This is a genomic window from Actinokineospora enzanensis DSM 44649, from assembly GCF_000374445.1.
GTDB lineage: Bacteria > Actinomycetota > Actinomycetes > Mycobacteriales > Pseudonocardiaceae > Actinokineospora > Actinokineospora enzanensis.
Genome location: NZ_KB894419.1, coordinates 56,851 through 80,488, shown reverse-complemented (window position 1 = coordinate 80,488; position 23,638 = coordinate 56,851). Strand labels below are relative to the sequence as shown.

Below are 23,638 nucleotides of genomic sequence, written 5' to 3'. Positions count from 1 at the left end.
GGTGGTGGCGGTGTGGTTGCCTGCCGGGGGACGGTGCCGGGCGGGGACGAGGGGGCGGGTGGCGGGAGAAAATGGAGCACAGTCTAGGCCGATTGGGTGGATCTCGTTTGGACGCGGACGACTATTCGCTGAGTGGCCGTCGGTTGGTGGTCCGTTAGCCGCAGACGAAGGTCCGCAGGACCTGGGCACAGCGCTCGATGTCGGCGGTCGGCACGTGTTCCTGCTGGGTGTGCGCGAGGGTCGGGTCGCCGGGTCCGAAGTTGACGGCCGGGATGCCGAGCGCGGCGAAGCGGGCGACGTCGGTCCAGCCGAGCTTGGCGACCGGGGCGCCGCCGGAGGCCTCGACGAGCTCGCGGGCGGCCGGGGCGGTCAGGCCGGGCAGTGCGCCCGCGGCGGAGTCGACGACGGTCAGGTCGTAGTCGGCGAAGGTCTCGCGCAGGAACGCCTCGGCCTGCTCGGGAGTGCGGTCGGGGGCGTAGCGGTGGTTGACCCGCAGCAGCGCCGCGTCCGGCACGACGTTGCCCGCGACGCCGCCCTCGATGTGCACGGCCTGGAGCCCCTCGCGGTAGTGGCAGCCGTCGATGTCGACCTCGCGGGACTCGTACGCGGCGAGCGTGGCCAGCGCGGGAGCGAACGCGTGGATGGCGTTGACGCCCATCCAGCCCCGGGCGACGTGCGCGCGCTTGCCGGTGGCGCGCAGCTCGACGCGCATGGTGCCCTGGCAGCCCGCCTCGACGATGGCGTTGGAGGACTCGCAGACCACAGCGAGGTCGCCGGTCATCCATTCGGGGTAGTCGCGCTGGACCTGGTTCAGTCCGTTTCGGACCGCCGCGACCTCCTCGCAGTCGTAGAACAGGAACGTCAGGTCGTGCCTTGGCGCGGTGACCGTGGCGGCGAGATGCAGCATGACCGCGTCGCCGCCCTTCATGTCGACGGTGCCGAGGCCGTGCAGGAAGCCCTCGGTGCGCCTGCACGGCAGGTTGTCGTTGACCGGCACGGTGTCCAGGTGCCCGGCGAACACGATCCGCGACGGACGACCCAGGTTGGTGCGCGCGAGCACGTTGTTGCCGATGCGGATGATCTCCAAATGACCGGCCTGGGCGCGCAGCGCGTGCTCCACGGCGTCGGCCAGGACGGCCTCCTCGCCGGACACGCTCGGCACGTCCACCAGGGCGGCGGTGAGCTCGACGGGGTCGGTCGTGAGATCCAACGCAACGGTCATGTCCCGGCACGCTACCCGGTCCCGGATTGGCTACCGTGTTGGCTGTGAGCAGCGCAGAAGTGACTGAGATCGACCGTTCGAACCAGGGCGCCCACGGGGTGGGACTGGCCACCGTGGCCACCGACGGGACGGTGCTGGACACCTGGTTCCCGAACCCCCGACTGGGCGCCGACGGCCCGTCCGGCACCACCCGGCTGTCCGAGGCGCAAGCCGTCGAGGTGCTGGGCGCGGGGGTCACGGCGCTGTTGGGCCCGGACCCCGCGCGCGGGGTCGAGGTGGTCGCGGTCCGCACGGTGATCGAGGACCTGGAGAGCCCGCCCGCCGACGCACACGACGCGTACCTGCGGCTGCACCTGCTGTCCACCCGGCTGGTGCATCCGCACGGCCAGAACCTGGACGGCGTGTTCGGCGTGCTCGCGAACGTGGTGTGGACCAACCACGGTCCGTGCCCGGTGGACGGCTTCGAGGCGACCCGTCTGCGGCTGCGCGCCCGGGGCCAGGTCACCGTCTACGGCGTCGACAAGTTCCCGCGCATGGTCGACTACGTGCTGCCCGCCGGGGTCCGCGTCGCCGAGGCCGACCGCGTCCGCCTCGGCGCGCACCTGGCGACCGGCACCGTGGTCATGCACGAGGGCTTCGTCAACTTCAACGCGGGCACGCTGGGCGCGTCGATGGTCGAGGGCCGCATCTCGGCTGGTGTGGTCGTCGGCGACGGCTCGGACGTGGGCGGTGGCGCCTCGATCATGGGCACGCTGTCCGGTGGTGGCAAGGAGACCATCAACATCGGCGAGCGCTGCCTGTTGGGCGCCAACGCGGGCATCGGCATCTCCCTCGGCGACGACTGCGTGGTGGAGGCGGGCCTGTACGTGACAGCGGGCACGAAGGTGACGTTGTCCGACGGCACCCTGGTGAAGGCCCGCGAGCTGTCCGGCGAGTCCGGCCTGCTGTTCCGCCGGAATTCGGCCACCGGCACGGTCGAGGTCGTCTCCCGCGACGGCCGGGGCATCGAGCTGAACGCGGCATTGCACGCCAACGACTGAACCGTGCGTGAACATTCTACGAATACCATGGCGGCGTGACTGACCTCGGCGAGCACATCCGCACCCGTCTCGGCGCGCAAGCGACCGAGCTAGCCGCCCGCACCGACGGCGCCCGCCAAGGCACCGACCCGGAACACGTCCACCAGATGCGCGTCGCGGTCCGCCGCGCCCGCGCGGCACTGAAGGCAGGCCTGACCGCGCCCGAGCTGGACGCCGAGCTGAAGTGGCTCGGCTCCGCCCTGGGCGCGGTCCGGGACCTCGACGTCCAGCTGGACAACCTGCGCGCGCAGACCGTCGGCTTCGACGCCGACGAGCTGGCGGCCGTGGAGACGCTGCTGCACGGGCTTGTCGTGGAGCGGGCTGACGCGCGGCGGAAGATGCTGAAGGTGTTACGCGGCAAGCGGTACACGAAGCTGCTGGAAGCCTTGCGCACTGCGGCTTCCGAGCGGGTCGTGGTTCCGGCCGCTGTCGCCGATGAGGACGAGCCGCCCGCGTTGATCACGGTTGTCCGGAAGCCGCACCGGAAGTTGATGCGGGCCGCGGCGGCTTTGGGCGAGGATCCGCCGGATGACGATCTGCACGAGCTGCGGATCCACGGCAAGCGGTTGCGGTATGCGGCCGAGATGGCCGAGTCCGCCGCCAAGAGGCGGATTCGGGCGCTGGTGAAGGCCACCAAGGAGTTCCAGGACATTCTCGGGGATCACCAGGACGCAGTCATCGCCGAGACGCTTGTCCGGCGGCTGCTGAGCGATCTCGGTGATGGGGTCCCGGTGGACGTGGTGTTCGTCGCCGGGCGGTTGGTCGAGCGGGAACGAGGCAAGAAGGCCGGTTGCCGGGCGCAGTGGCGAGGCGCTCTGGCCGATGTGGACACTTACGCCCGATCGGCACTGGGCGAGCTCTGAACCCCGCCCTGCTGGAAGCCAGCCGGTTTCCAGCAGGGCGGATTTCGTATGCCTATTGGCTAGCGGTGCGACCCAGAACGCACCACTAGGCGGCCTTGAGCCGTTCCACGGCCGCGTCGATCCGCTCATCCGTCGCCGTCAGCGCGACTCGCACATGCTCGCCGCTACTGGGCCCGTAGAACGTCCCGGGCGCGACCAGGATCCCGCGCTCGGCCAGCCACTCCACTGTGGACCAGGCAGACTCGCCCCGGGTGGCCCACAGGTACAGCCCGGCCTCCGAATGGTCGATCCGGAACCCGACCGACTCCAGCGCGTGCCGCAGCCGAACCCGCCGAGCCCCGAACCTTTCCTTCTGCGCCACCACATGCCCGTCGTCCACCAGCGCGGCGACCATCGCCGCCTGGATGGGCCGGGGCACGATCATCCCCGCGTGCTTGCGAACCTCCAGCAACCCGCGGACCAACCGGGGATCCCCGGTCACGAACCCGGCCCGATACCCGGCCAGGCTGGAGATCTTCGACAACGAGTGCACGGCCAGCAACCCGGTCACGTCCCCGTCGCACACGGACGGATGCAGGATGGACACCGGCTCGGTCTCCCACCCGAGAGCCAGATAGCACTCGTCGGAAGCGACGATGCTCCCCCGCTCCCGCGCCCACGCGACAACCTTGCGCAGGTGTTCCACCGGCAGCACGCGGCCGGTCGGGTTCGATGGCGAGTTGATCCACACCAGCCCCGGGGTGGCGGGACCCAGCGCGAGCAGCCCGTCCGCCCGGGTGACCTCGATGCCCGCGAGCCGCCCACCGACCTCATAGGTCGGGTACGCGACCTCCGGGATCACCATCGACCGCACGCCCAGCAGCGTCGGCAGCCAGGCGACCAGCTCCTTGGAACCGATGGTCGGCAGCACCGCCACCGGGTCAAGGTCGGGCACGCCGTGCCGACGGGCCATCGCGGCGACGACCGCCGCGCGAAGCTCCGGCAGGCCGTGTGTGGTCGGGTAGCCCGGGAGCTCGGCGGCCGTGCCCATGGCGGCCTGGATGACCTGGGGCACCGGGTCGACCGGGGTGCCCATGGAGAGGTCGACCACGCCGTCCGGGTGCGTCCGAGCCCGAGCGGCGTGGTCGGCGAGGACGTCCCAGGGGAAGTCCGGGAGCGCGGGGAAGGTCACTCGCCGCGCTGGTCGAGGGCCTTGATCCAGTCCGGGTCGGCGCTGACCTTGCCGGTCTTGGCGGCGCCGCCGGGGGAACCGAGGTCGTTGAAGAAGTCGACGTTGGCCTTGGTGTAGGTGGACCACTGGTCCGGCACGTCGTCCTCGTAGTAGATGGCCTCGACCGGGCAGACCGGTTCGCAGGCACCGCAGTCCACGCACTCGTCGGGGTGGATGTAGAGCATCCGGTCGCCCTCGTAGATGCAGTCGACCGGGCACTCCTCGATGCACGCCTTGTCGAGGATGTCGACGCAGGGCTCGGCGATCACGTAGGTCACTGCGCTCTCCTGCTCCTTCATGGTGTGGCGCGCGCATTCGGGAGGACGCGCGACTGTCGACAGTATCTACCGATCCGCGTAGTCGCACGCACCCGGTGCTATCTAGGTCACACCGGGATACGGGACCCCTACGAGTGTCCCGGAGAATCCCCGGGTGGACACCGTCGAGGTACTTGAACAGGTCTGTGCGGACGCGTGGCCACCGGTGGTCGAGCGGCGCCTGGGCGGGTGGCGGCTGCGGGCGTCCGAGGGGTACACCGGCCGGGGGAACAGCGCGCTCACGCACGGCGACCCCGGGGTCCCGGCCGGGGCGGCGCTTGCCTCGGTGGTGCGGTTCGCGCGTGAGCACGCCATCCGGCCGTATGCGCAGGTCGTGGTGGGTTCGCCATGGGAGGAGCGGTTGGCGGGCGCCGGGTGGCGGGTGAACCTGGCGCACCCGAAGGGTGCGGAGTCGTCGGTGCTGCACAGCCCACTCTCCGCGACCGGGCCCGGCGCCCGGGTGGCCGACGTGCCGCCCGCGGGCTGGTTGGAGCTGGCCGTGCGGGGCGCGGTGTCGCCGGCGCAGCGCCGGGTGCTCACCGGTGGGCCCCGGGTGGGCTACGCCTCGGTGCACCGCGACGACCGGCTGGTCGGGGTCGCGCGCGGCTGCCTGGTCGGCACCTGGCTGTACATCGCGGTGGTGGAGGTGCTGCCGGAGTATCGGCGGCGCGGCATCGCCACCGAATTGCTCGCGGGCCTGGACACCTGGGGTGCCGCACTCGGTGCGACGGGTCGGGTGTTGCAGGTTTCCACGGACAACACGGCCGCGCGCACTTTATACCGCGGTTTCGATTACATCGAATCTCATCGCTACCGGTATTGGGCGCCTGTCGACTGATCGACGCCCGCCCACCCGATATCCGCAGCATTGCGGAGTCACCGGCGCGCCGGAACGGAACAGCGCGACCACCCGGGCACGGACCGTCGAAATACCACTTTTCCACCGCCGGTCACGAGGTGAGCAACCGGTCGAGCGGGTGCACGGACTGGGCGGGCAATTCCAATTCCGGCGCCGACGACAGGATGGCGTGTTGTAGGCGGTGCAACCGCAGCGGCGGTTCCAGGCCCAGTTCGTCGACCAGCACCTGGCGCAGCTCGTGGAAGACCTGGAGCGCCGAGCGGCGGCGGCCCGCCCGGTAGAGGGCGACCATCTGCAACGCGCGCAGGTTCTCGTTGAACGGGTGCACCTTGGTCAACACGGCCAGGTCGCCGAGCACCTCCTGGTGCCTTCCCAGCCGCAGGTCGGCCTCGATGCGCTGCTCGGTGACGCCGAGGTGGCACTGCTCCAGCCTGCTCATGTGCAGACTGAGCAGCGGCCCGTGCTCGACGTCGAACAGCGCCGGGCCGCGCCACAGCCGCAGCGCGGAGCCGAGCAGCTCGGATCCGGCCTGGTCGTCGCCATCGTCGAGGACCTGCCTGCCCTCCCGCGCGCGGGTGTGGAACACCTCAAGGTCGAGGTGGCCGGGCGGGAGGTTGAGCTGGTAGCCGCCCGCCAGCGTGCCGAGGACCTGGTGCGCGCCCACGGTGGCGCCCGGCCCAAGCGCCTTCTCGATGAGCCTGCGCAGCTGGCGGATGTAGGTCTGCAGCGTGCCCAGCGCGGTGGCGGGCGGGTGCTGGTTCCAGATCTCGTCGATAAGCTCGGCGGCGAAGACCGGCCGGTTGGCCCGGAACGCCAGCAGGGCGAGCACCTTCTTGGGTTTGGACGCGGTGGGCGCGAACGAGCCCCCGGCCCCGTCCAGGCGTAGCGGGCCCAGCACGGAAACCTTGATCACTTCTTTCCCCCAATTTTCACGGAAATAGATATAGAAACCTTTCCCGGCATCCCTCATGAGCTGCGGCACCGACCCCACGGTGCCCACGCAATGGCCACGTGCCGACCACGCGGACCCACTGCGCAGACCGACTGTGCAGACTGACTGACACACCCCAGTTCAATTCCCACACGACATTCCAGAGTGTACCCGAACGCCGATCGGGCGCCAGCGCCTTCACTCCAATTGACTAGCCCGTCGGTCGGCCCGGGAATTCCGTCCGGACGGCCGTGCGGCCCCGGCTCGGCGGACTTCCCCGGCCATGATCGAGAATACCCGGCGGCGCGGATCGGCACCCGGTCACGCTTCCGAGACATCCCGCTCGGATGTGCCAACAATGACCGCACCCTCGGGCGGCGCGCTTTCCCGAATATTCCCTGTCCGGTTCCCGTCGCCCCGCCCGACGAGCACCAGGACCACGGCGAGCAGGCCGAGCCCGCAGGCGAGGCCGAACGCTGCGCGCATCCCCGCCGGGGCGTAGCCGCCGAGCGCCCAGGCGGCCGTGGCCAGCGCCGGTCCGAGCGAGAACGCCAGGCTGCGGGCCAGGCCGCTGGCCGCGGCGGCGACGCCCAGCCGGGACCGGCCCGCCGCGGCCATGATGGCGACCTGGTTCGGGCCGATGAACAGCCCGAGGCCGAGCCCGGCCAGCGCCATCCGCCAGGCGATGTCCACCGGCCCCCAACCCGACGCGGCGGGCACCGCCAGCGCCAGCGCGACTGTCAGCACCGCGGCCCCGAGCACCGACACCCGTCGTGGTCCCCAACGGTCGGCGGCGGCCCCGCCCAGCGGTCCGACGGCGGCCATCGCCAGCGGGAACGCCAGCACGGTGAACCCGACCTCGCCGGGCGTCGCCTGGACCACCCGCAGCAGGAAGTACGGGGCCAGGAACTGCAGGATCGTGCCGCCGGTCGTGGTCAGGGCCATCGCGCCGAGCAGGCCGCCCGCGCGTCCCCGGCCGAGCAGGTCGACCAGCGGGTGCCTGCCGGACACCCGGTTCCAGGCGATCAACAACGGGAGGGCGGCCAAGCCCAGCGCTCCCCACCACGGGCCCGCCTCGGCCGCGAACGTGAGCCCCAGCAGCACGGCGGCGACCGCGGCCCCGAACAGCGCGGCCTCGGCGAGTTCATGTGAGCGCGGCGCGCGCAGCGACCCGTCCCCCGGCAACGCGCTGACCAGCGCGGCGATCGCGACCGCGCCGATCGGCAGGTTGATCAGGAAGATCGTGGGCCAGCCCGCGGCCCCGACCAGCAGACCGCCGACGGCCGGGCCGCTGACCGCGCCGAGCGGCCCGATCGCGCCGATGACGCCCAGGGTGCGGCCCTGCGCGCCGGGCGCGGACACGGTGGCCGCGATCGCCGGGACGGCCGCGAACAGCACCGCGGCGCAACACCCCTGCGCGGCGCGCGCGGCGATCAGCAGCGCCGCCGTGGGCGCGATGGCGGCCAGCAGACTGGTGGCCAGGAACCCCAGCAGGGCGCTGACCAGCGCGTTGCGCGTGCCGACCCGGTCCAGCCAGCGACCGGCGGGCACCACCAGGCAGGCCAGGGCGAGCGTGTACGCGAGCACCACCCACTCGACCGTGGTCGTGGGTACGCCAAGGTCGGTCTCGATCGCGGGCAGCGCCACGACCACCACGCTGCTGTCCAGCATCGCCATGAAGATCGCCAGCCCGGCGCCGAGGAGCGCGCGCCGGGTGCGGACGACGGCCACTTCCATGATCTTCCCCGTGTTTGGTAGCCAGCTACCGATCGAGACTAGGAGGAAAATCATTAGCCGTCAATCAATCTCCGGGGGCGCTAGACTGCCGGACGTGTCGGAGTTCATCGCCACCTTCACCCGGGCCGCCAAACTGATGCGGTCCGCCGCCGATGCCGCGATGATCCGCCACGGCGTGCGGGTCGGGCAGAACCTGGTACTGGAGGCGCTCTGGGAGCGTGACGGCCAGACGCCGGGTCAGATCGCCACCGGACTGGGGCTGGCCACCCCCACGGTGGTGAAGATGGCCACCCGGATGGAGACCTCCGGACTGCTGCGTCGCAGACCGGACGAGTCGGACGGCAGGCTGGTCCGGCTGCACCTGACCGAGCTGGGCCTGTCCCTGCGCGAGTCGGTGATGAACGAGCTGGCCGAGCTGGAGCGCCGGGCCACCGCGCTGCTCACCGTCGCCGAGCGCGACCAGCTGCGCGACGGCCTGGCCCGGATGGCCGCCGCGCTGGCCGACAGCACCCCGGCCGCACCGGCGCCCGCGCCTGCCGAGGACTGACCACGTGCGACTGGCCCCGGGTCCGGCGGACCCGGGGCCAGTCAACTGGAACCCGTACTCACTTGCGCGGCACACCCCACCCCGGGCGGCCGTTCGGGCAGCCATGTGGGCAGTGCTTCGAGCAGTAGTGCTTCAAGCAGCGCAGTGGGCGGCGCACCGGCAGGCCGGGCGGTACCGGTCGGTGCACCGGTACCGCGCCGACCGGCCGGGGCCGCATATGCCTGCAAACGCGGGGAGCCTGCCGATCCGGGCGGATCCGTCGGCAGGCGGCGGGAAGGTCAGCGTTTGCGGGCGAGCGTGAGGCCGTCGGCGAGCGGCAGCACCACCAGGTCGACCCGGTCGTCCGCGGCGAGAGCCGGGTTCAGCTCGCGCAGCGCGGCGGCCGGGCCGTCCGCGGCCGGGTCCAGGACCCGGCCGCCGAACAGGACGTTGTCCAGCAGGATCAGGCCGCCGGGCCGGGTGCGGCGGAGCAGCTCCTCGTAGTACGCCCGGTATCCGGGCTTGTCGGCGTCGATGAACGACAGGTCGATGTCCGCGACGTCCGGCAGCCCGCGCAGGGTGTCCAGGGCCGGGCCGATGCGCAGCCGGATCCGGTCGTCCACACCGGCGCGCCGCCAGCCCTCGCGGGCCAGCCCGGTCCATTCCTCGCTGATGTCGCAGCACAGCAGCTCGCCGTCGGCAGGCAGGCCGGTGGCGATGCACAGCGCGGAGTACCCGGTGAAGGTGCCGACCTCGACCGCCTTGCGGGCGCCGATGAGCCGGGTCAGCAGGCTGATCAGGGCACCCTGCTCCGGCGCGATCTGCATGCCCGCCCGGTCGCCGAACAGCTCACGCGTGCGGTCGATCAGGAACCGGTGCGCGTCGTCGAGACGCGCACCGTTGCGCACCACGTAGTCGATGATCTCGGCCGACTGCGGCACCCGCATGGGTTCGCGGACATCCATCCCGTAGGTCATGTGTGCTCCCGCCACCTCGTTCGGTTTCTGGCCGCACCCCAGGCTGGCAGTGGCGCCCGGTCGCGCCGGTTGAGCGACGGTGGAGCGCCCATCGGTCCGGTACCGCTCCAGCGGGGCTGCGGGCTGCCCGGTGACGCTGGGTACGCCGTACCCAGCCGCGCCGACGAGGGAGATCACCATGGCCAGCACCCCGACCGACCGACGTCCGGTCGCCGTCCTCGGCACCGGGATGATGGGCGGCGGGATCGCCCGCTGCCTGCTCCGCGCGGGTTTCCCGGTGCGCGTGTACAACCGGACACCCGCCAAGGCCGCGCCCCTGGTGGAGCTGGGCGCCACCGCGCACTCCTCGCCGGCGACGGCGGCCGAGGGCGCGGGCGTGCTCATCACGATGCTGCTCGACGCGGACGTGGTGGCGACGGCGGCGCGGGAGGCGTTGCCGCTGCTGGCGCCGGGCGCGGTGTGGTTGCAGACCAGCACGGTCGGCGGCGCGATCGACGATCTGGCCGTCCTGGCCGCAGAACACGGCGTGCCGTTCTACGACACACCGGTGGTGGGCCCGCCCAGGGCCGCGGGCGAGGGCAGGTTGGGCGTGCTCATCTCCGGTCCGCGCACCGACCGCCTCGATCCGGTGCTGGCCGCCATCGGCGCGCGGACGCTGTGGGTCGGCGAGGGCACCGAGGCCAGCAGGCTCAAGCTGGCGGTGAACAGCTGGGTCCTCGCGGTGACCCTGGCCCTGCTGGAGGCCATGGCGCTGACCGAGTCGGCCGGGCTGGATCCTCAGCTGTTCCTGGACGCGATAGAGGACAGTCCACTGGGGACGGCGTACGCCCGGTTCAAGGGCGGCGCGGTGCTCGCGGGCGACTACGCGCCCACGTTCTCCGTGCGGTCCGCGCTCAAGGACGCCGAGCTGATCACCGCGGTGGGCCGGGCGACCGGGGCGTCCGCGCTGGTGGCGGAGGCCGTGCGGGAGCAGTACCGGCGAGCGGCGGAACTCGGGCACGCGGACAAGGACCTGACCGCGGCGTTCCTGGCCGCGCGGGCGGTCCGGGCGTGAGGAGCACCTGGCTCACCGCCCGGGACGGCACCCGGCTGGCGATCGACATCTACCTACCCAAGTACCTGCCGGAGACCGAGGAGCCGGTGCCGGTGCTGTTGGCCGCCGCGCCCTATCGCAAGGTCTTGCGTGATCTGCCCGCGCACCCGTTGTTCCCGTTCCGGGAGACCGGTCCGATCGCCTTCTACCTCGACCACGGCTACGCGTTCGCCTGGCTGGACCTGCGTGGCACGGGCGACTCCGGCGGCGAGTGGACGTTCGGCGGCCCGGTCGAGTCGGCCGACCTGTATGACACGGTCGAATGGCTGGCCGGGCAGGAGTGGTGCACCGGCCGGGTCGGCATGATCGGCCAGTCGTACTTCGCCATGGCCCAGTGGAACGCCGCCCGCGCGAATCCGCCGCACCTGGCCTGTATCGCGCCCTACGACGGAAACACCGACATCTATCGGGACTTCCTTTACCACGGCGGCATTCCGTCGACCGGTTTCGCGGCCGGGTGGAGTGCCCGGATCACGTTGCTGCACCAGGCGGGCGGCCACCCGCCCGCAGGTCTGCGGGACGGACTGTTGGGCGAGATCCTGCGGCATCCGGTCGACGACGACTGGATGCGGGACCGGTCGCCGTTCTGGGATCTCGACCGGGTGCACGTGCCGGTGCTGTCCATCGGCTGCTGGGGCAAGGGCCCGCTCCACCTGCGCGGGAACCTGCTCGGCTACGAACGCCTGACCGGACCGAAGAAGTTGCTGGTCACCGGCGCGGCGGATGTGGCGGGGGCGCAGAGCCTGTTCGACGACCCGGAGTTCCACAAGCGATACCTGCTCCCCTGGTACGACCACCACCTCAAAGGCATCGGCAGGCTGGACGAGCCGCCGGTCACGGTGTGGGTGCGCGGCGCGGACGAGTATCGGACGATGTCCCGGTGGCCGCCCGCGAACATCGCTCCCCAGGCGCTGTACCTGTCCGGCGAGCAGGCAGGCCAGGTCCGGTCGGTGAACGATGGCAGTCTGGTGTGGACAGACCCGGGCGGCGCCACCTCGTGGAGCTACCCGCGCCCGGAGTGGCGGCTCGGCGTCGTCGCGTTCGATGAGCACGGCAGGCCGGACCCGGTCGCGGGTGTCACCACCTGGACTAGTCCACCACTGGAGCATGAGCTGTCGATCGCGGGCCCGGTAGTGCTGGAGCTCTATCTATCCAGCGACCAAAGGGATGCCGATGTGTATGCCAAGGTCCGGGACATCGCACCGGACCGAGCCATTCCGGTCACCCAAGGCTGGCTTCGCGCATCACATCGCGCGGAAGATCCTGTCCTGAGCACGCCACTCCGACCGTTCCACACACACCGCGACCCACAACCGCTCGTCCCCGGACAGCCTTATCTGCTGCGGGTTGAGTTGCTCCCCGCCGCGTACGTGTTCAGGGCAGGCCACCGTATCCGGCTGGAACTGACCAACGGCGATTCACCGCTCACGGAAGGACCGTTTACCCACGATTACGGCCTGAAAGTCGGCACGGACACCTACCATCACAACGCGGACCACCCTTCGCGGCTGCTGCTGCCTGTGCTGGAAGGTGACACGTCATGACCGGGCTCGCCATCGTCACCGGTGCCACCGACGGGATCGGCTGGGTCGTGGCCCGGGACCTGGCCAGGCAAGGCCATCATGTGCTGGTGCACGGCCGCAACGAGGGGCGGGCGAACGACGCCGTCGACCGGCTCCGGGTGTCGCTGCCCGACGGTCGCTTCACCCCGGTCGCGGTCGATCTCGCCAGTCTCGGCCAGATCGCCGACCTGGTCGGCAGGCTGCGGCACGCGGACGAGCCGCCGACACTGCTGGTCAACAACGCGGGCGTGTTCACCCCGAACGGACTCATGTCCGAACGGCGGCTGTCCGCCGACGGGTTCGAGCTGCACTGGGCGGTCAACTACCTCGCCCCGTTCGCCCTCACCACTGGCCTGGCGCCGCTGCTCGATGGGGCGACCGTGCTCAACGTGGGATCCAGCGCGCACCACCGGGCGGTGTTCGATTGGTCGGATCCCGAGTCGCACGTGTGTTGGGAGCGGATGAAGGCATACGCGCGGTCAAAGCTGGCATTGACCGTCTTCACCGCCGAGTTCGCCGCCCGCCACGGCTCGGTGCACTCGGTGTGCGTGAACCCGGGGTACGTCGACACGAAGATGGTCCGACAGGGCAATGGCGGCCCCGCACTGGACGTGGAGACCGGCGCCGCCAACGTCCTCGCGCCGATGTCGCGGCCACGACTGCCTTCCGGATCCTATGTGGACCAGGGCGATCCCGCGCCCGCGCACCCGATGGCCGGTCGGCCACGGGACCGGGAACGCCTGTGGGAGCTGACCCTCGCCCAACTCGCGCGCGCGGGCGCCCCGATTCCGGGCTGACCGAGGCAGTACCACGAAAGGGGACCGGCACCAGCCGGTCCCCTTTCCTCGTACAGGCGGGGATACCGCGGTGCTGGACCCGATTTTCGTTGGTGTTCCAGAAGGTCTCCAGTCCCGGTCGGGAAGCTGGAGTCGCAAGGTCCGATCCGCTCCGAGGGCGCGGACGACAGGGGGAGGACATATCGGTGTCCGGACAACGACGGGTCGTCATCACCGGCATGGGCGTGGTCGCGCCCGGCGGGGTGGGGCGGGACCGGTTCTGGGACCTGATCACCAGCGGCCGCACCGCGACCCGCCCGATCTCGTTCTTCGACGCCTCCGGTTTCCGCTCCCGGGTGGCCGCCGAGGTGGACTTCGACCCGGCGGCACACGGCCTCGGCCCGCGGCAGACCCGCCGGATGGACCGCGCCGCCCAGTTCGCGGTGGTCTGCGCGGCCGAGGCGCTGGCCGACGCGGGTCTGGCCGCGGCCGAGCTGCCCGCTGACCGCACCGGCGTGGTGGTGGGCAGCGCGGTGGGCTGCACGATGAGCCTGGAACGGGAGTACACCGTGGTCAGCGACTCGGGGGCGAGCAGGCTGGTGGACCCTGGCTACGCGATGCCGCACCTGTACGACTACCTGGTCCCCAGCTCGCTGGCCCGCGAGGTGGCGTGGTCGGTCGGCGCGCTCGGCCCGGCCGCCCTGGTGTCCACCGGCTGTACCTCGGGCATCGACGCGGTCGGCCACGGCCGTGAGCTGATCGCCGAGGGCTCGGCCGACGTGGTGGTGGCGGGCGCGACCGACGCCCCCATCTCCCCGATAACGGTCGCCTGCTTCGACGCGATCAAGGCCACCAGCCCGTACAACGACGACGCCGAACACGCCTCGCGCCCGTTCGACAACACCCGCCGCGGTTTCGTGCTCGGCGAGGGCGCGGCGGTGCTGGTGTTGGAGGAGGCGGAACGCGCACGGGCTCGCGGCGCACGGATATACGCGGAAATCACCGGATTCGCCTCACGCTGCAACGCCTTCCACATGACCGGCCTCCGCCCGGACGGCCGCGAGATGGCCGAGGCGATCCGCGCCGCACTGACCGAGTCGGCGCTGGACCGCTCGGCGATCGACTACGTCAACGCGCACGGCTCGGGCACGGTCCAGAACGACCGGCACGAGACAGCGGCGGTGAAGGCCGCACTCGGGCCACGCGCTTATGAGGTGCCGATGAGTTCCATCAAGTCCATGATCGGCCATTCCCTTGGCGCGATCGGCTCCATCGAGATCGCCGCCTGCGCCCTCGCGATCCGACACGGTGTGGTCCCACCGACCGCGAACCTGCACGAACCGGACCTGGAATGCGACCTGGACTACGTGCCGCTCACCGCGCGCGAGCGGAAGCTGGGCGCGGTATTGACCGTGGGCAGCGGTTTCGGTGGATTCCAGAGCGCGATGGTCCTGTCCCGACCGGGGCGTGCGGCATGAACGCGGCCGTGGTCACCGGAATGGGGGCGTTGGCGCCCAACGGATTCGGTGTGGAGCAGTACTGGACGGCGTTGTTGAAGGGCGTGAGCGGCATCGGCCCCATCACCCGTTTCGACCCGGCGGGCTATCCGACGCGCCTCGCCGGTGAGGTCTCCGGCTTCGACGCGTCCGCACACCTGCCCGCACGCTTGTTGCCGCAGACCGACCATATGACCCGCATGGCGCTGTTGGCGTCGGACTGGGCGCTGGCCGACGCGGGTGTGGATCCGGTGACTGTGCCGGAGTTCGACATGGGCGTGGTCACCGCAAGTGCGTCCGGCGGGTTCGAGTTCGGGCAGCGGGAGCTGGAAAAGCTGTGGCGGCACGGGTCTCAGCATGTGAGTGCGTATCAGTCGTTTGCCTGGTTCTATGCGGTGAACACCGGGCAGATCTCGATCCGACATGGGATGCGTGGCCCGAGCGGTGTGCTGGTGGCCGAGCAGGCCGGTGGCCTGGACGCGATTGCCCAGGCGCGGAGACATGTTCGGCGGGGCACGCGGCTGGTGATGACCGGTGGGGTGGATTCGTCGTTGTGTCCGTGGGGACTGGTGGCCCAACTGCCCAGTGGGCGGTTAAGTCCCGTTGACGATCCGGAGACTGCCTATCTGCCGTTCGATGAGCGCGCCTGTGGGCATGTGCCTGGGGAAGGCGGCGCCATTCTGGTGGTCGAGGATGCCGCGTCGGCCGCTCGGCGGGGTGCGCGTGCGTATGGGGAGATCGCCGGATGGGGTGCTGCCCTGGATCCGGCCGGGCCGGTGACGTCGGATGGGTTGTGCCGGGCAATTCGGTCTGCATTGGCCGATGCCTCGGTGGATCCTGCCGAGGTCGATGCCGTGTTCGCCGATGCCGCGGGGATGCCCGAGCTGGATCAGGCCGAGACTTCGGCGCTGACCGAGGTGTTCGGCGCGCGGGCGGTTCCGGTGACCGCTCCGAAGACCACGATCGGTCGCCTCTATTCCGGCGGGGCCCCGCTGGACGTGGTGGCGGCCTTGCTGTCCATTCGGGACGGTTTGCTGCCGCCCACGGTCGGAACCTCGCGAATCGCGTGCGCGGATCTCGATCTCGTTCTCGATACACCGCGCGCTCTTTCTGCGCACACCGTGCTGATCCTGGCCAGGGGGTATGGCGGGTTCAACTCGGCCCTTGTCGTTCGTGCTCACTCAGGAGGTAGTCGATGAAGTCCATTGGCTATGCGGATCTGGTTCGGCTCTTGCATGCCAGCGCGGGCGTCCCGGGGGGCTCGTCGGAGAGCACGCCGGACACGCCCTTCGACGACCTCGGGTATGACTCGATCGCACTGCTGGAGACTTTGGGTGCGGTGGAGCGGGAGTACGGGGTGCGACTCGCGGACGATCTTGCCGGTCGCGCGGACACGCCTCGGGCCCTACTGGCCCTGATCAACGCGGAGCTCGCCGAGCACGACCGCTGACCCCACCGCTCGAAAAGGGCGCCGGACCTGATCAATCAGGTTCGGCGCCCTTTTCGCGTGCCCGGCCTCAGATCAAGTCATCCCGCTCGACCTGCCGCTCGCGCACCAACCACCCCTCCCCATCTCCCACCAGTACGTCCGCACAACAAGTGCTCCGGTGCAAACAAGGCGCGCCGTCCCGAGGTGTGGCGATCACCAACGCGTAGAACCGGGCGAGCACGGTCCCGTCGCTCCGAGGATCCACCGACAGCATTCCCAGCCAATGCCGGTGCATCACCCCGTCCGCTGCCAACTGATCACGCACCGCAGCCGCGGCGGCCGTCAATGCCGCACGTCCCCTGGTCGGTTCCGGTTGGCCTTTGACCGCGAACACCCCGTCGTCGGTGAAGGTAGCGGCCCACTCCGCGGGGCGATTGTCATCGAGGGCGTGCATCTGCCTGGCATAGAAGTGGTCGATCCGCGCACGCAACGAATCACTGTCCGTAGTCGAAAGGGCGGGTCCGGATGTGGCGCTGGTCATATCGTCCCCTTCAGGTAAGAACCGTCTCCCGACCTTGGCGGTCACGCCTGGAAAGTCGGTGCAGGACGACCGGAACGCCGTTTTCCTTCCCAGCGCGGGGTTTCCGAGCAACCGATCACGCAACGCAGGCGAAACCACCTCACCGATTGGCGTATTACTCGAAGTCCAACTCCTCGGTTGGAGTAGCGCCGGTCACAAAAGCGCTCCAGTGGCGCTCCAGATTGGTCCCTGATGGTGTAGCCCCCGCCCCGAATGGGGGGCGACAACCGTCTGAGAGGGAATCATCATGGAACGCAACCATCGGACCTCCCGGCGCACCTTCCTCGGTGGGGCCGCCGGGATCGGGGTACTGGCCGCCGGGGCCACCCTCGCAGGCGGCCGGTTCCGGGCCGAGGCCGACGAACACCAGTCGGTGATCGTCATCGGGTCCGGGTACGCGGGCGCCGTCGTGGCCTACCGGCTGGCCCAGCACGGGATCGACACGACCGTGCTGGAGCGGGGACGGCGGTGGCGGATCACGCCGCAGGGCGACACGTTCGCCACGCCCGACCACCCCGACGGGAGAGCGGCGTGGCTGAGCACCACCTCGCCGTTCACCACCGCCACGCTCAACCGCTATCCCGGGGTGCTGGAGGCCTACCCGGCCGACGGCATCACGGTGCTCGCGGGGGCCGGGGTGGGCGGCGGCTCGCTGGTCAACAACTCCGTGCTCATGCAGCCGTCCGAGGAGCTGTACCTGGCCTCGGTTGCGGGTACGGACGCCGTGGACTACGCCGAGTTAGCCGCGACCTGGTACCCGCGTGCCCGCGCGCTGTTACGCCCGCAGCCCATGCCCGACGACGTCCTCGCCTCCCGCTTCTACACGGCGGCGCGGATGTTCGCCGACGAGGCGACCAGGGCGGGACTTCCGCCGCTGTTCGTGGACATGGGCATCGACTGGTCGGTGGTCCGCCAGGAGATGACCGGGGCCAGGGTCCCGTCGGTCGTGGCCGGTCAGTCGATCTGGGGTGTCAACAGCGGTGCCCGGCTCAGTGTCGACCGGACCGTGCTCGCCGCCGCCGAGGCGGTGGGCTGTGTGCGGGTCGTGACGCAGGCCAACGTCACCGACATCGAGCGCCGGGGCCACGGCTACGTCGTCACCACCCAGCGGATCGACGAGCACGGCCAGGTCGCGGGCACCACCCGGTACACCGCCGACACGGTCGTGTTCGCCGCGGGCTCGCTCAACACCAACCGCCTGCTCGTGCGAGCCAGGGACACCGGCAGACTCCCGAGTCTGAGCGCGGGCATCGGCCAGGGCTGGGGCAACAACGGCGACAACATCAGCATGCGTGGTGGTCTGCCGTTCAACAACCCCACCCAGGGCGGACCGTCCGGTGTGGTCATCCGGGACTGGGCAGACCGGAACGCCGCCGCGACCCTGCTCAACTTTCCGTGGGCGACCGAGCCCGCGGACGGTACGGGTGCGCTCGGCACCCTCGGGGTCGCCGTGGTGCCCGCGGTGGGCACGTTCGCCTACCGCGCGGGCCAGGTGGAACTCACCTGGCCCGGCACCAATCCGAAGGTGCGGGCCACGACCACCGCCGTGAACGCCACGCTGGACCGGATCAACGCGGTGACACAGGGCAGTTTCACCGGGTTCACCGATCCGGGGACGACCGCGCACCCGCTGGGCGGCGTCCGGATGGGCCGTGACTGCGACGGCTTCGGCGCCCTGCACGGGTATCCGGGGCTGTGGGTGGTGGACGGGTCGCTGCTGCCCGGCAGCTGCGGCGCGGTGCCACCGGCGTTGACGATCACCGCGATCGCCGACCGCTGCTCGACCGCCATCCTCACGAGCCTGCGCGAGCGGGCCGCCTGACCTGGCAGCCGCCGGTGCCGTCCCCAGGCGGCACCGGCGGTTACAGGCGGGCTCCAGCGTCGTCGCCCCGGTCGCTCCAGGCCGGGGCGCGACCCTTGTCGGGTAAGGGATCCGAGCAAGGGAGGCGACGATGCCCGACCAGCGCACCGCCATCGTGACCGGCGCGACCAGCGGGATCGGCCTGGCGGTCGCCCGCAGGCTCGGCGCGGGCGGATCACGGGTGTTCGTCTGCGCGCGCACCAAGGACGACGTCGACCGGGTCGTCGAGCAGCTGCACGCGGACGGTGTCGAGGCCGCCGGAACACGCTGCGACGTGCGCGAGCGGGCCGAGGTCGACGACCTGGTGGCCGCGGCCGTGGACCGGTTCGGCCCGATCGACACCCTGGTCAACAACGCGGGCCGCAGCGGCGGCGGGGTGACCGCCGAGCTCACCGACGAACTCTGGTCGGACGTCCTGGAGACCAACCTGACCAGCGTCTTCCTGGTCACCCGCGCGGCACTGACCATCGGCGGCCTGGCCGAGCGCCCGCGCGGCCGGGTGGTCAACATCGCCTCGACCGGCGGCAAGCAGGGCGTGGTGCTCGGCGCGCCGTACTCGGCGTCGAAACACGGCGTCATCGGCTTCACCAAGGCGTTGGGCCTGGAGCTGGCACGCACCGGCGTGACCGTGAACGCCGTCTGCCCCGGATACGTGGAAACCCCGATGGCGCAACGGGTCCGGCAGGGCTACGCGGCCGCCTGGTCGACCACCGAGGACGACGTGCTGTCCCGGTTCGAGGCGAAGATCCCACTCGGCCGCTACGCCACGCCGGACGAGGTGGCCGCGCTGGTCGAGTACCTGACCGGCCCGGCGGCCGACCCCATCACCGCGCAGGCGATCAACGTCTGCGGCGGTCTCGGCAACTACTGAGCACCCCCGATCGAGGAGGCACCCGCGTGACCACCACCAGACTCGCCACCCACCACGTGCGGCACACCGTCGTCGCCGATGCCCCGGCCGAGGTGCTGCACCGGGTCGTCGCCGAGGTCGAGCGCTGGCCCATGGTGCTCGGCCCGACCGTCCACGTGGAACGGATCGACGGGGACGGGCGCACCGAGCTGCTGCGGCTGTGGGCCACCGCGAACGGCGAGGTGCGGACCTGGACCTCGCGCCGCGACCTGGCGCCCACGCCGGGTCGGATCGCGTTCCGCCAACAGCAGCCGTCACCGCCGGTCGCGGCCATGGGCGGGGCATGGGCGTTCGAGTCGCTCGGCGACGGCGGCACCCGCGTCGTGCTGGACCACGACTTCGCCGCCGAGGCGGACGACCCGGACGCGGTGACCTGGATCCGGCGCGCGGTCGACCGCAACAGCGAGGCCGAACTGGCCGCGATCGCCGACCACGCGCGTAGTGAGGACCGGTTGCGCGCGCTGGAACTGGACTTCACCGACACCGTGGAGATCACCGGTCCGGTGGACGGTGTCTACGACTTCCTGCGCGACGCCGCCCACTGGCCGGAACGGATCCCGCACGTGGACCGACTGGAGTTGATCGAGGACACCCCCGGCCTGCAACTGATGATCATGGACACGCGCACCGCGGACGGCTCGGTGCACACGACCCGCTCCGCCCGCGTCTGCCTGCCGGACCACCGAATCGTCTACAAGCAACTGGAGCCGCCCGCGCTGCTGGACGCGCACACCGGCGAGTGGACGCTGACGGCGGCGGGCAACCACGTGCGGGCGTCGTCCCGGCACACGATCCGGATCCGGCCGGACGCGGTGGAACGTGTGCTCGGCGCGGGTGCCACGGTCGACGACGCGAAGGAGTTCGTGCGGACCGCGTTGGGCACCAACAGCACCGCGACCCTGCACCGCGCCGCCGAGCACGTCCGTGGCTGAGCCGCTCGACGTCCTGATCAGCGTCGACGAGCTGCTGTCCGCGGCGGCCGCCGACGCGCCGGACCGGGCCGCGCTCGTGCACGCCGGGTCGGTGACCACGTTCGCCGAGCTGGACCGTCAGGTGGATGTCGCCGCGGACTGGGTGGCGGACCTGCTGGCCCGGCACGGCACACCGGTCACCGGTTCGACCGTCGCGGTGACGGCCGTGCCCCGGCCGGACTTCGCCGTGGTCTACCTGGGAGTTCTGCGCAGCGGGAACGTCGTCGCAGCGACCAACCCGTTGCTACCGCCCGCCACCCTGGCCGGGGTGTTGCGGGACGGCCAGGTCCGGCTCGCGATCGGTCCGGAGTCCGACTCGGTGCCAACGGCCCCGCTCGCCGAGTGGCGCACGGGCGGTCCACATCGGCCGCCACGCCCCGCGCGGTCCCTGGACGCGCCCGCGTCGGTGCTGTTCACCAGCGGCACGACCGGTGATCCGAAGGCCGTGCTGCTCAGCGCCCGCAACCTCGCGGTCAACGCGGCACAGACCGCGATGGCGCACCGGCTGCGGCCGGGTTCGGTGGCGGGCAACGGTCTGCCCAGCTACCACCCGATGCACCTGAACTCGGCCCTGCACGCGGGAGCGACCCAGGTGCTGTGCTGGTCCACGGACCCGGCCGAGTCGATGCGGCTGGCGGCCGCGCACGCCGTGACCCACTACTACAGCCTGCCCGTGCTGCTGACCCGGCTGGCCGATCATCCCGACCTGCCCCGGCTGCGGGCGCCCGCCCTGCGGATGATCGCGTCCGGCGGCTCCGCGCTGGCCCCGGCCTTGGCCTGCCTCCTGTCCGCGCACTTCAAGGTGCCGGTGGTGCAGGGCTACGGCCTCGCCGAGACCTCCCCGCTCACCCACTTCGACCTGCCCGAGGACCCGCACCCCGAGTCCGTGGGGCTGCCGGTCGTCGGCACGGAATGCCGGACCGTCGAGGTCGGCGGGCGGCGCGTGCTGGGCGTCGACGAGGTCGGCGAGGTGCAGGTGCGCGGCCCGCAGGTGATGCTGGGCTACCTCGGCGGCGGGGGCGGCGGTTCGGACGGCTGGCTCGCCACCGGTGACATCGGCCGGATCGCGGCGGACGGCAGGCTGTACCTGGTCGACCGGCTGAAGGACGTGTTCAAGCACGACAACTGGCTGGTCTCGCCGACGGCCGTCGAGCGAGCGCTGCTGGCCCGCCCGGAGATCACCGACTGCTGCGTGCTGGACCGTCCCGACCCCGTACACGGCGGCGTCGCGCACGCGCTGGTGGTCGGCGGCTCTGATGCACGAGCCGCGGTGGACGCCGTCAACGCGGATCTCGCCTACTACGAGCGGGTCGGCTCGGTGGAGCTGGTACCCGCGATTCCCCGGTCCCCCAACGGAAAGGTGCCGCGCGCCGCACTGCGCGCCCGGCTGCACCGCGGCGGTCCGGAGTCCGCCGCGCTCCCCTCGGTTCGATGGAATGGAGAACGCACGATGGTCACCCTGGTCAACAAGTTCACCGTGTCCGGCGATCCCGCCGAGTTCGAGCGGATCTGGGTGGAAAGCTCGGAGTTCATGCGCACCCAGGCCGGGTTCCGCGGCTTCCGCCTAGTCCGCTCGGTCAACGACCCGACGGTCTACATCAACATCGCCGAGTGGGCCGAGGCCGCCGACCACCAGCGGGTGGTCCGCGGCGAGTCGTTCCGCAGGCACATCGAGGCCATCGCGGTGCTGGCCAAGGCGGAGCCGGAGCTGTGCTCGGTGGTGATCGAGTGTGACGCCTCCTGATCCCGCCTCGCCGGGCTTGGCGGGCCGGTGGGTCTGGGTCGCGGGCGCCACCGGCCGGATCGGCTCGGCCACCGCGACCGCCGCCGCGGCCCTGGGCGCCGACATCGTCGTCCACGGCAGCCGCGACACCGAGGCCGTCGCGACCCTGGCCAAACGCCTCCGCGCCGACCACGGTGTCCAGACTGTCGAAGTCTGTGCCGACATCACCGCCGCTGGTGGCGTCGCCCGCGCGCGAGCCGCAGCGGCCGTGGGCGGGGTTGAGTCCGTGGTCGCAGTGATCAACTGCGTCACCGGCTACACCGGCAAACCGGTCACAGCCACCGATCTGGACGATGACCGGTTCCGGCGGCTGGTCGACACGGACCTCGTGGGAGCACACGCTCTCGTCCGCGACTTGATTCCTTTGCTGGATCCGGACGGCGCGCGGGTAGTGCTGCTGTCGTCGCTGGCCGGGGTCCGGGGCCGAACCGGCGCGGCGCATCTGTGCGCGGCCAAGGCAGGGGTGAACGGGCTGGTACTCGCCCTGGCCCAGGACTTGGCGCCCCTGCGCGTGCTGGTCAACGCGGTGGCGCCGGGTCCGGTGGCCGAGCCGGGGCAGCCGGTTCCCGGGTTGCCGCCGGGAGTCGCGGTGAACAGCCCGGCGGAGGTAGCGGCGGCGGTACTCGCCTTGGCCGGGGCAATGACCACACACACGGGCCAGGTCGTCGTAGTGAACGGCAATGAAGGGAGACCCAGTCGATGAGCAGCCTGGAACCGTTGTCCGGCAAGCTCGCCCTGGTGACCGGCGGCAGCCGGGGCCTGGGCCGGGCGATCGTGCACCGGCTGTGCCGGGCCGGGTGCGACGTGTTGGTCAACTATCGCAACGATGACTCGGCCGCGGGGGCCACCGTCGACGCGCTGGCCGACGCCCCCGGCGTCGCGACACCGGTCAAGGGGGACATCCGGGACGCGGGCACCCTGGCGATGATCGGGGAGCTGGCGCGCGCGAGCCACGGTGGGCTGGACATCGTGGTGCACAACGCGGCGTCCTGGCGACCGATGTCGGCGTTGGCGGTGGATCACACAGCGTTCTGGCGTGAGCTGTCGCTGGCCTTGGACCCGCTGCTGTTGGGCGCGCCCCTGTTCGCCGAGTTGATGGCGGGTCGGGCGGGGCGGATCGTGGCCATCTCGGGGAACGGCGCGCACTCGGTGATCCCGGACTACGTGGCCACCGGGGTCGGCAAGGCCGCGCTGGAGTCGCTGGTGCGGTACCTGGCGGCCGAGTTCGCCGGGCGCGGGGTCGCGGTGACCGCCGTGTCCACCGGCATGCTGGACAAGGGCGAGCACAACCACAGTCCCGAGCTGGCCGCCATGCTCGGCGGCCGCACCCCCGCGGGCAGGCTCACCAAGCCGGACGATGTCGCCGACGCGGTGGCGTTGCTGTGTTCCCGGGAAGCGCACTGGATCCACGGCCAGGTCGTCACGGCCGACGGCGGACTCGGGCTGCGGGCCTGAC

The 23,638-nt window shown here is 71.3% G+C and carries 23 protein-coding genes; 16 read left to right on the top strand and 7 right to left on the bottom strand.

Annotated features, from left to right (window positions below; all coding sequences use genetic code 11):
- Positions 1–154: 154 nt before the first annotated feature.
- On the bottom strand, positions 155–1,222 hold the full coding sequence (gene dapE, locus C503_RS0120130; protein ID WP_018684023.1) for a succinyl-diaminopimelate desuccinylase: 1,068 nt from the start codon (positions 1,220–1,222) through the stop codon (positions 155–157).
- 44 nt (positions 1,223–1,266) lie between these two features.
- On the opposite strand from dapE, the gene dapD reads away from it, so the two are divergent.
- Complete coding sequence (gene dapD / locus C503_RS0120125; protein ID WP_245572534.1) at positions 1,267–2,262, top strand: 2,3,4,5-tetrahydropyridine-2,6-dicarboxylate N-succinyltransferase; 996 nt, start codon at positions 1,267–1,269, stop codon at positions 2,260–2,262.
- A 35-nt stretch (positions 2,263–2,297) separates the two neighbouring features.
- On the top strand, positions 2,298–3,164 hold the full coding sequence (locus C503_RS40075; protein ID WP_018684021.1) for a CHAD domain-containing protein: 867 nt from the start codon (positions 2,298–2,300) through the stop codon (positions 3,162–3,164).
- A gap of 85 nt (positions 3,165–3,249) precedes the next feature.
- Here the strand turns inward: C503_RS40075 and dapC are convergent, their stop codons facing one another.
- Both dapC and fdxA read right to left on the bottom strand, forming a co-directional pair.
- The gene (gene dapC, locus C503_RS0120115) at positions 3,250–4,335 is read right to left on the bottom strand and encodes a succinyldiaminopimelate transaminase (protein ID WP_018684020.1); all 1,086 of its coding nucleotides are present in this window, start codon (positions 4,333–4,335) and stop codon (positions 3,250–3,252) included.
- Complete coding sequence (fdxA, locus tag C503_RS0120110; RefSeq protein ID WP_018684019.1) at positions 4,332–4,652, bottom strand: ferredoxin; 321 nt, start codon at positions 4,650–4,652, stop codon at positions 4,332–4,334. The genes dapC and fdxA overlap by 4 nt, the downstream gene beginning before the upstream one ends.
- Positions 4,653–4,806: 154 nt before the next feature.
- Between fdxA and C503_RS0120105 the strand changes: the two genes are divergently transcribed.
- Positions 4,807–5,529: a GNAT family N-acetyltransferase gene (locus C503_RS0120105; protein ID WP_018684018.1), complete on the top strand. Its 723-nt coding sequence runs from the start codon at positions 4,807–4,809 to the stop codon at positions 5,527–5,529.
- Between the two features lie 112 nt (positions 5,530–5,641).
- On the opposite strand, the gene C503_RS0120100 is transcribed toward C503_RS0120105, so the two are convergent.
- Together C503_RS0120100 and C503_RS40070 are read right to left on the bottom strand one after the other, a co-directional pair.
- Positions 5,642–6,463 (bottom strand): AfsR/SARP family transcriptional regulator, encoded by an 822-nt coding sequence (locus C503_RS0120100; RefSeq protein WP_018684017.1) that lies wholly within the window; start codon positions 6,461–6,463, stop codon positions 5,642–5,644.
- Between the two features lie 339 nt (positions 6,464–6,802).
- A complete protein-coding gene (locus C503_RS40070) occupies positions 6,803–8,218 on the bottom strand; it encodes an MFS transporter (protein ID WP_018684016.1) in 1,416 nt (471 codons plus the stop codon).
- A gap of 94 nt (positions 8,219–8,312) precedes the next feature.
- On the opposite strand from C503_RS40070, the gene C503_RS0120090 reads away from it, so the two are divergent.
- Positions 8,313–8,765, top strand: coding sequence for a MarR family winged helix-turn-helix transcriptional regulator (locus C503_RS0120090; protein ID WP_018684015.1), 453 nt, complete (start codon positions 8,313–8,315; stop codon positions 8,763–8,765).
- A 278-nt stretch (positions 8,766–9,043) separates the two neighbouring features.
- On the opposite strand, the gene C503_RS0120085 is transcribed toward C503_RS0120090, so the two are convergent.
- Positions 9,044–9,721, bottom strand: a complete 678-nt coding sequence (locus C503_RS0120085; RefSeq protein WP_051114884.1) for an O-methyltransferase — start codon at positions 9,719–9,721, stop codon at positions 9,044–9,046.
- Positions 9,722–9,899: 178 nt separating this feature from the next.
- Between C503_RS0120085 and C503_RS0120080 the strand changes: the two genes are divergently transcribed.
- The 6 genes from C503_RS0120080 (at position 9,900) to C503_RS40065 (ending at position 16,098) form a co-directional block, all read left to right on the top strand.
- A complete protein-coding gene (locus C503_RS0120080) occupies positions 9,900–10,775 on the top strand; it encodes an NAD(P)-dependent oxidoreductase (protein WP_018684013.1) in 876 nt (291 codons plus the stop codon).
- Positions 10,772–12,358 carry a CocE/NonD family hydrolase gene (locus C503_RS0120075; protein ID WP_018684012.1) on the top strand — a complete coding sequence of 529 codons (1,587 nt, stop codon included), beginning with the start codon at positions 10,772–10,774 and terminating at the stop codon, positions 12,356–12,358. The genes C503_RS0120080 and C503_RS0120075 overlap by 4 nt, the downstream gene beginning before the upstream one ends.
- The gene (locus tag C503_RS0120070; RefSeq protein WP_018684011.1) at positions 12,355–13,173 is read left to right on the top strand and encodes an SDR family NAD(P)-dependent oxidoreductase; all 819 of its coding nucleotides are present in this window, start codon (positions 12,355–12,357) and stop codon (positions 13,171–13,173) included. Before C503_RS0120075 ends, C503_RS0120070 begins: the two co-directional genes overlap by 4 nt.
- Positions 13,174–13,358: 185 nt before the next feature.
- Positions 13,359–14,630, top strand: coding sequence for a beta-ketoacyl-[acyl-carrier-protein] synthase family protein (locus C503_RS0120065; RefSeq protein ID WP_018684010.1), 1,272 nt, complete (start codon positions 13,359–13,361; stop codon positions 14,628–14,630).
- Positions 14,627–15,847: a ketosynthase chain-length factor gene (locus C503_RS0120060; protein WP_026316506.1), complete on the top strand. Its 1,221-nt coding sequence runs from the start codon at positions 14,627–14,629 to the stop codon at positions 15,845–15,847. Before C503_RS0120065 ends, C503_RS0120060 begins: the two co-directional genes overlap by 4 nt.
- Entirely contained in the window at positions 15,844–16,098 is a 255-nt protein-coding gene (locus C503_RS40065) for an acyl carrier protein (RefSeq protein ID WP_018684008.1), read from the top strand. The genes C503_RS0120060 and C503_RS40065 overlap by 4 nt, the downstream gene beginning before the upstream one ends.
- Positions 16,099–16,165: 67 nt before the next feature.
- Here C503_RS40065 and C503_RS0120050 read toward each other — a convergent pair whose 3' ends face one another.
- Complete coding sequence (locus tag C503_RS0120050) at positions 16,166–16,663, bottom strand: nuclear transport factor 2 family protein (RefSeq protein ID WP_245572533.1); 498 nt, start codon at positions 16,661–16,663, stop codon at positions 16,166–16,168.
- Positions 16,664–16,904: 241 nt separating this feature from the next.
- Here C503_RS0120050 and C503_RS40060 point away from each other — a divergent pair, with 241 nt between their 5' ends.
- From C503_RS40060 to C503_RS0120020, 6 genes are all read left to right on the top strand, one after another.
- On the top strand, positions 16,905–18,479 hold the full coding sequence (locus C503_RS40060) for an FAD-dependent oxidoreductase (RefSeq protein ID WP_018684006.1): 1,575 nt from the start codon (positions 16,905–16,907) through the stop codon (positions 18,477–18,479).
- A 130-nt stretch (positions 18,480–18,609) separates the two neighbouring features.
- Positions 18,610–19,389: an SDR family NAD(P)-dependent oxidoreductase gene (locus C503_RS0120040; protein ID WP_018684005.1), complete on the top strand. Its 780-nt coding sequence runs from the start codon at positions 18,610–18,612 to the stop codon at positions 19,387–19,389.
- Positions 19,390–19,415: 26 nt separating this feature from the next.
- Complete coding sequence (locus C503_RS0120035; protein ID WP_018684004.1) at positions 19,416–20,360, top strand: aromatase/cyclase; 945 nt, start codon at positions 19,416–19,418, stop codon at positions 20,358–20,360.
- Entirely contained in the window at positions 20,353–22,143 is a 1,791-nt protein-coding gene (locus tag C503_RS0120030; RefSeq protein WP_018684003.1) for an AMP-binding protein, read from the top strand. Before C503_RS0120035 ends, C503_RS0120030 begins: the two co-directional genes overlap by 8 nt.
- Positions 22,130–22,885 (top strand): SDR family NAD(P)-dependent oxidoreductase, encoded by a 756-nt coding sequence (locus C503_RS0120025; RefSeq protein ID WP_026316505.1) that lies wholly within the window; start codon positions 22,130–22,132, stop codon positions 22,883–22,885. Before C503_RS0120030 ends, C503_RS0120025 begins: the two co-directional genes overlap by 14 nt.
- A complete protein-coding gene (locus tag C503_RS0120020) occupies positions 22,882–23,637 on the top strand; it encodes an SDR family oxidoreductase (protein WP_018684001.1) in 756 nt (251 codons plus the stop codon). Before C503_RS0120025 ends, C503_RS0120020 begins: the two co-directional genes overlap by 4 nt.
- The last annotated feature ends 1 nt before the right edge of the window (position 23,638 follow it).

Excerpts from the sequence above, each read along its gene's own strand:
- C503_RS40065 (WP_018684008.1), top strand. The coding sequence starts at position 15,844 with ATGAAGTCCATTGGCTATGCGGATCTGGTTCGGCTCTTGCATGCCAGC.
- C503_RS0120040 (WP_018684005.1), top strand. The coding sequence starts at position 18,610 with ATGCCCGACCAGCGCACCGCCATCGTGACCGGCGCGACCAGCGGGATC.
- C503_RS0120070 (WP_018684011.1), top strand. The coding sequence starts at position 12,355 with ATGACCGGGCTCGCCATCGTCACCGGTGCCACCGACGGGATCGGCTGG.
- C503_RS0120060 (WP_026316506.1), top strand. The coding sequence starts at position 14,627 with ATGAACGCGGCCGTGGTCACCGGAATGGGGGCGTTGGCGCCCAACGGA.
- C503_RS0120085 (WP_051114884.1), bottom strand. The coding sequence starts at position 9,721 with ATGACCTACGGGATGGATGTCCGCGAACCCATGCGGGTGCCGCAGTCG.
- C503_RS40060 (WP_018684006.1), top strand. The coding sequence starts at position 16,905 with ATGGAACGCAACCATCGGACCTCCCGGCGCACCTTCCTCGGTGGGGCC.
- C503_RS40070 (WP_018684016.1), bottom strand. The coding sequence starts at position 8,218 with ATGGAAGTGGCCGTCGTCCGCACCCGGCGCGCGCTCCTCGGCGCCGGG.
- C503_RS0120020 (WP_018684001.1), top strand. The coding sequence starts at position 22,882 with ATGAGCAGCCTGGAACCGTTGTCCGGCAAGCTCGCCCTGGTGACCGGC.
- C503_RS0120080 (WP_018684013.1), top strand. The coding sequence starts at position 9,900 with ATGGCCAGCACCCCGACCGACCGACGTCCGGTCGCCGTCCTCGGCACC.
- dapE (WP_018684023.1), bottom strand. The coding sequence starts at position 1,222 with ATGACCGTTGCGTTGGATCTCACGACCGACCCCGTCGAGCTCACCGCC.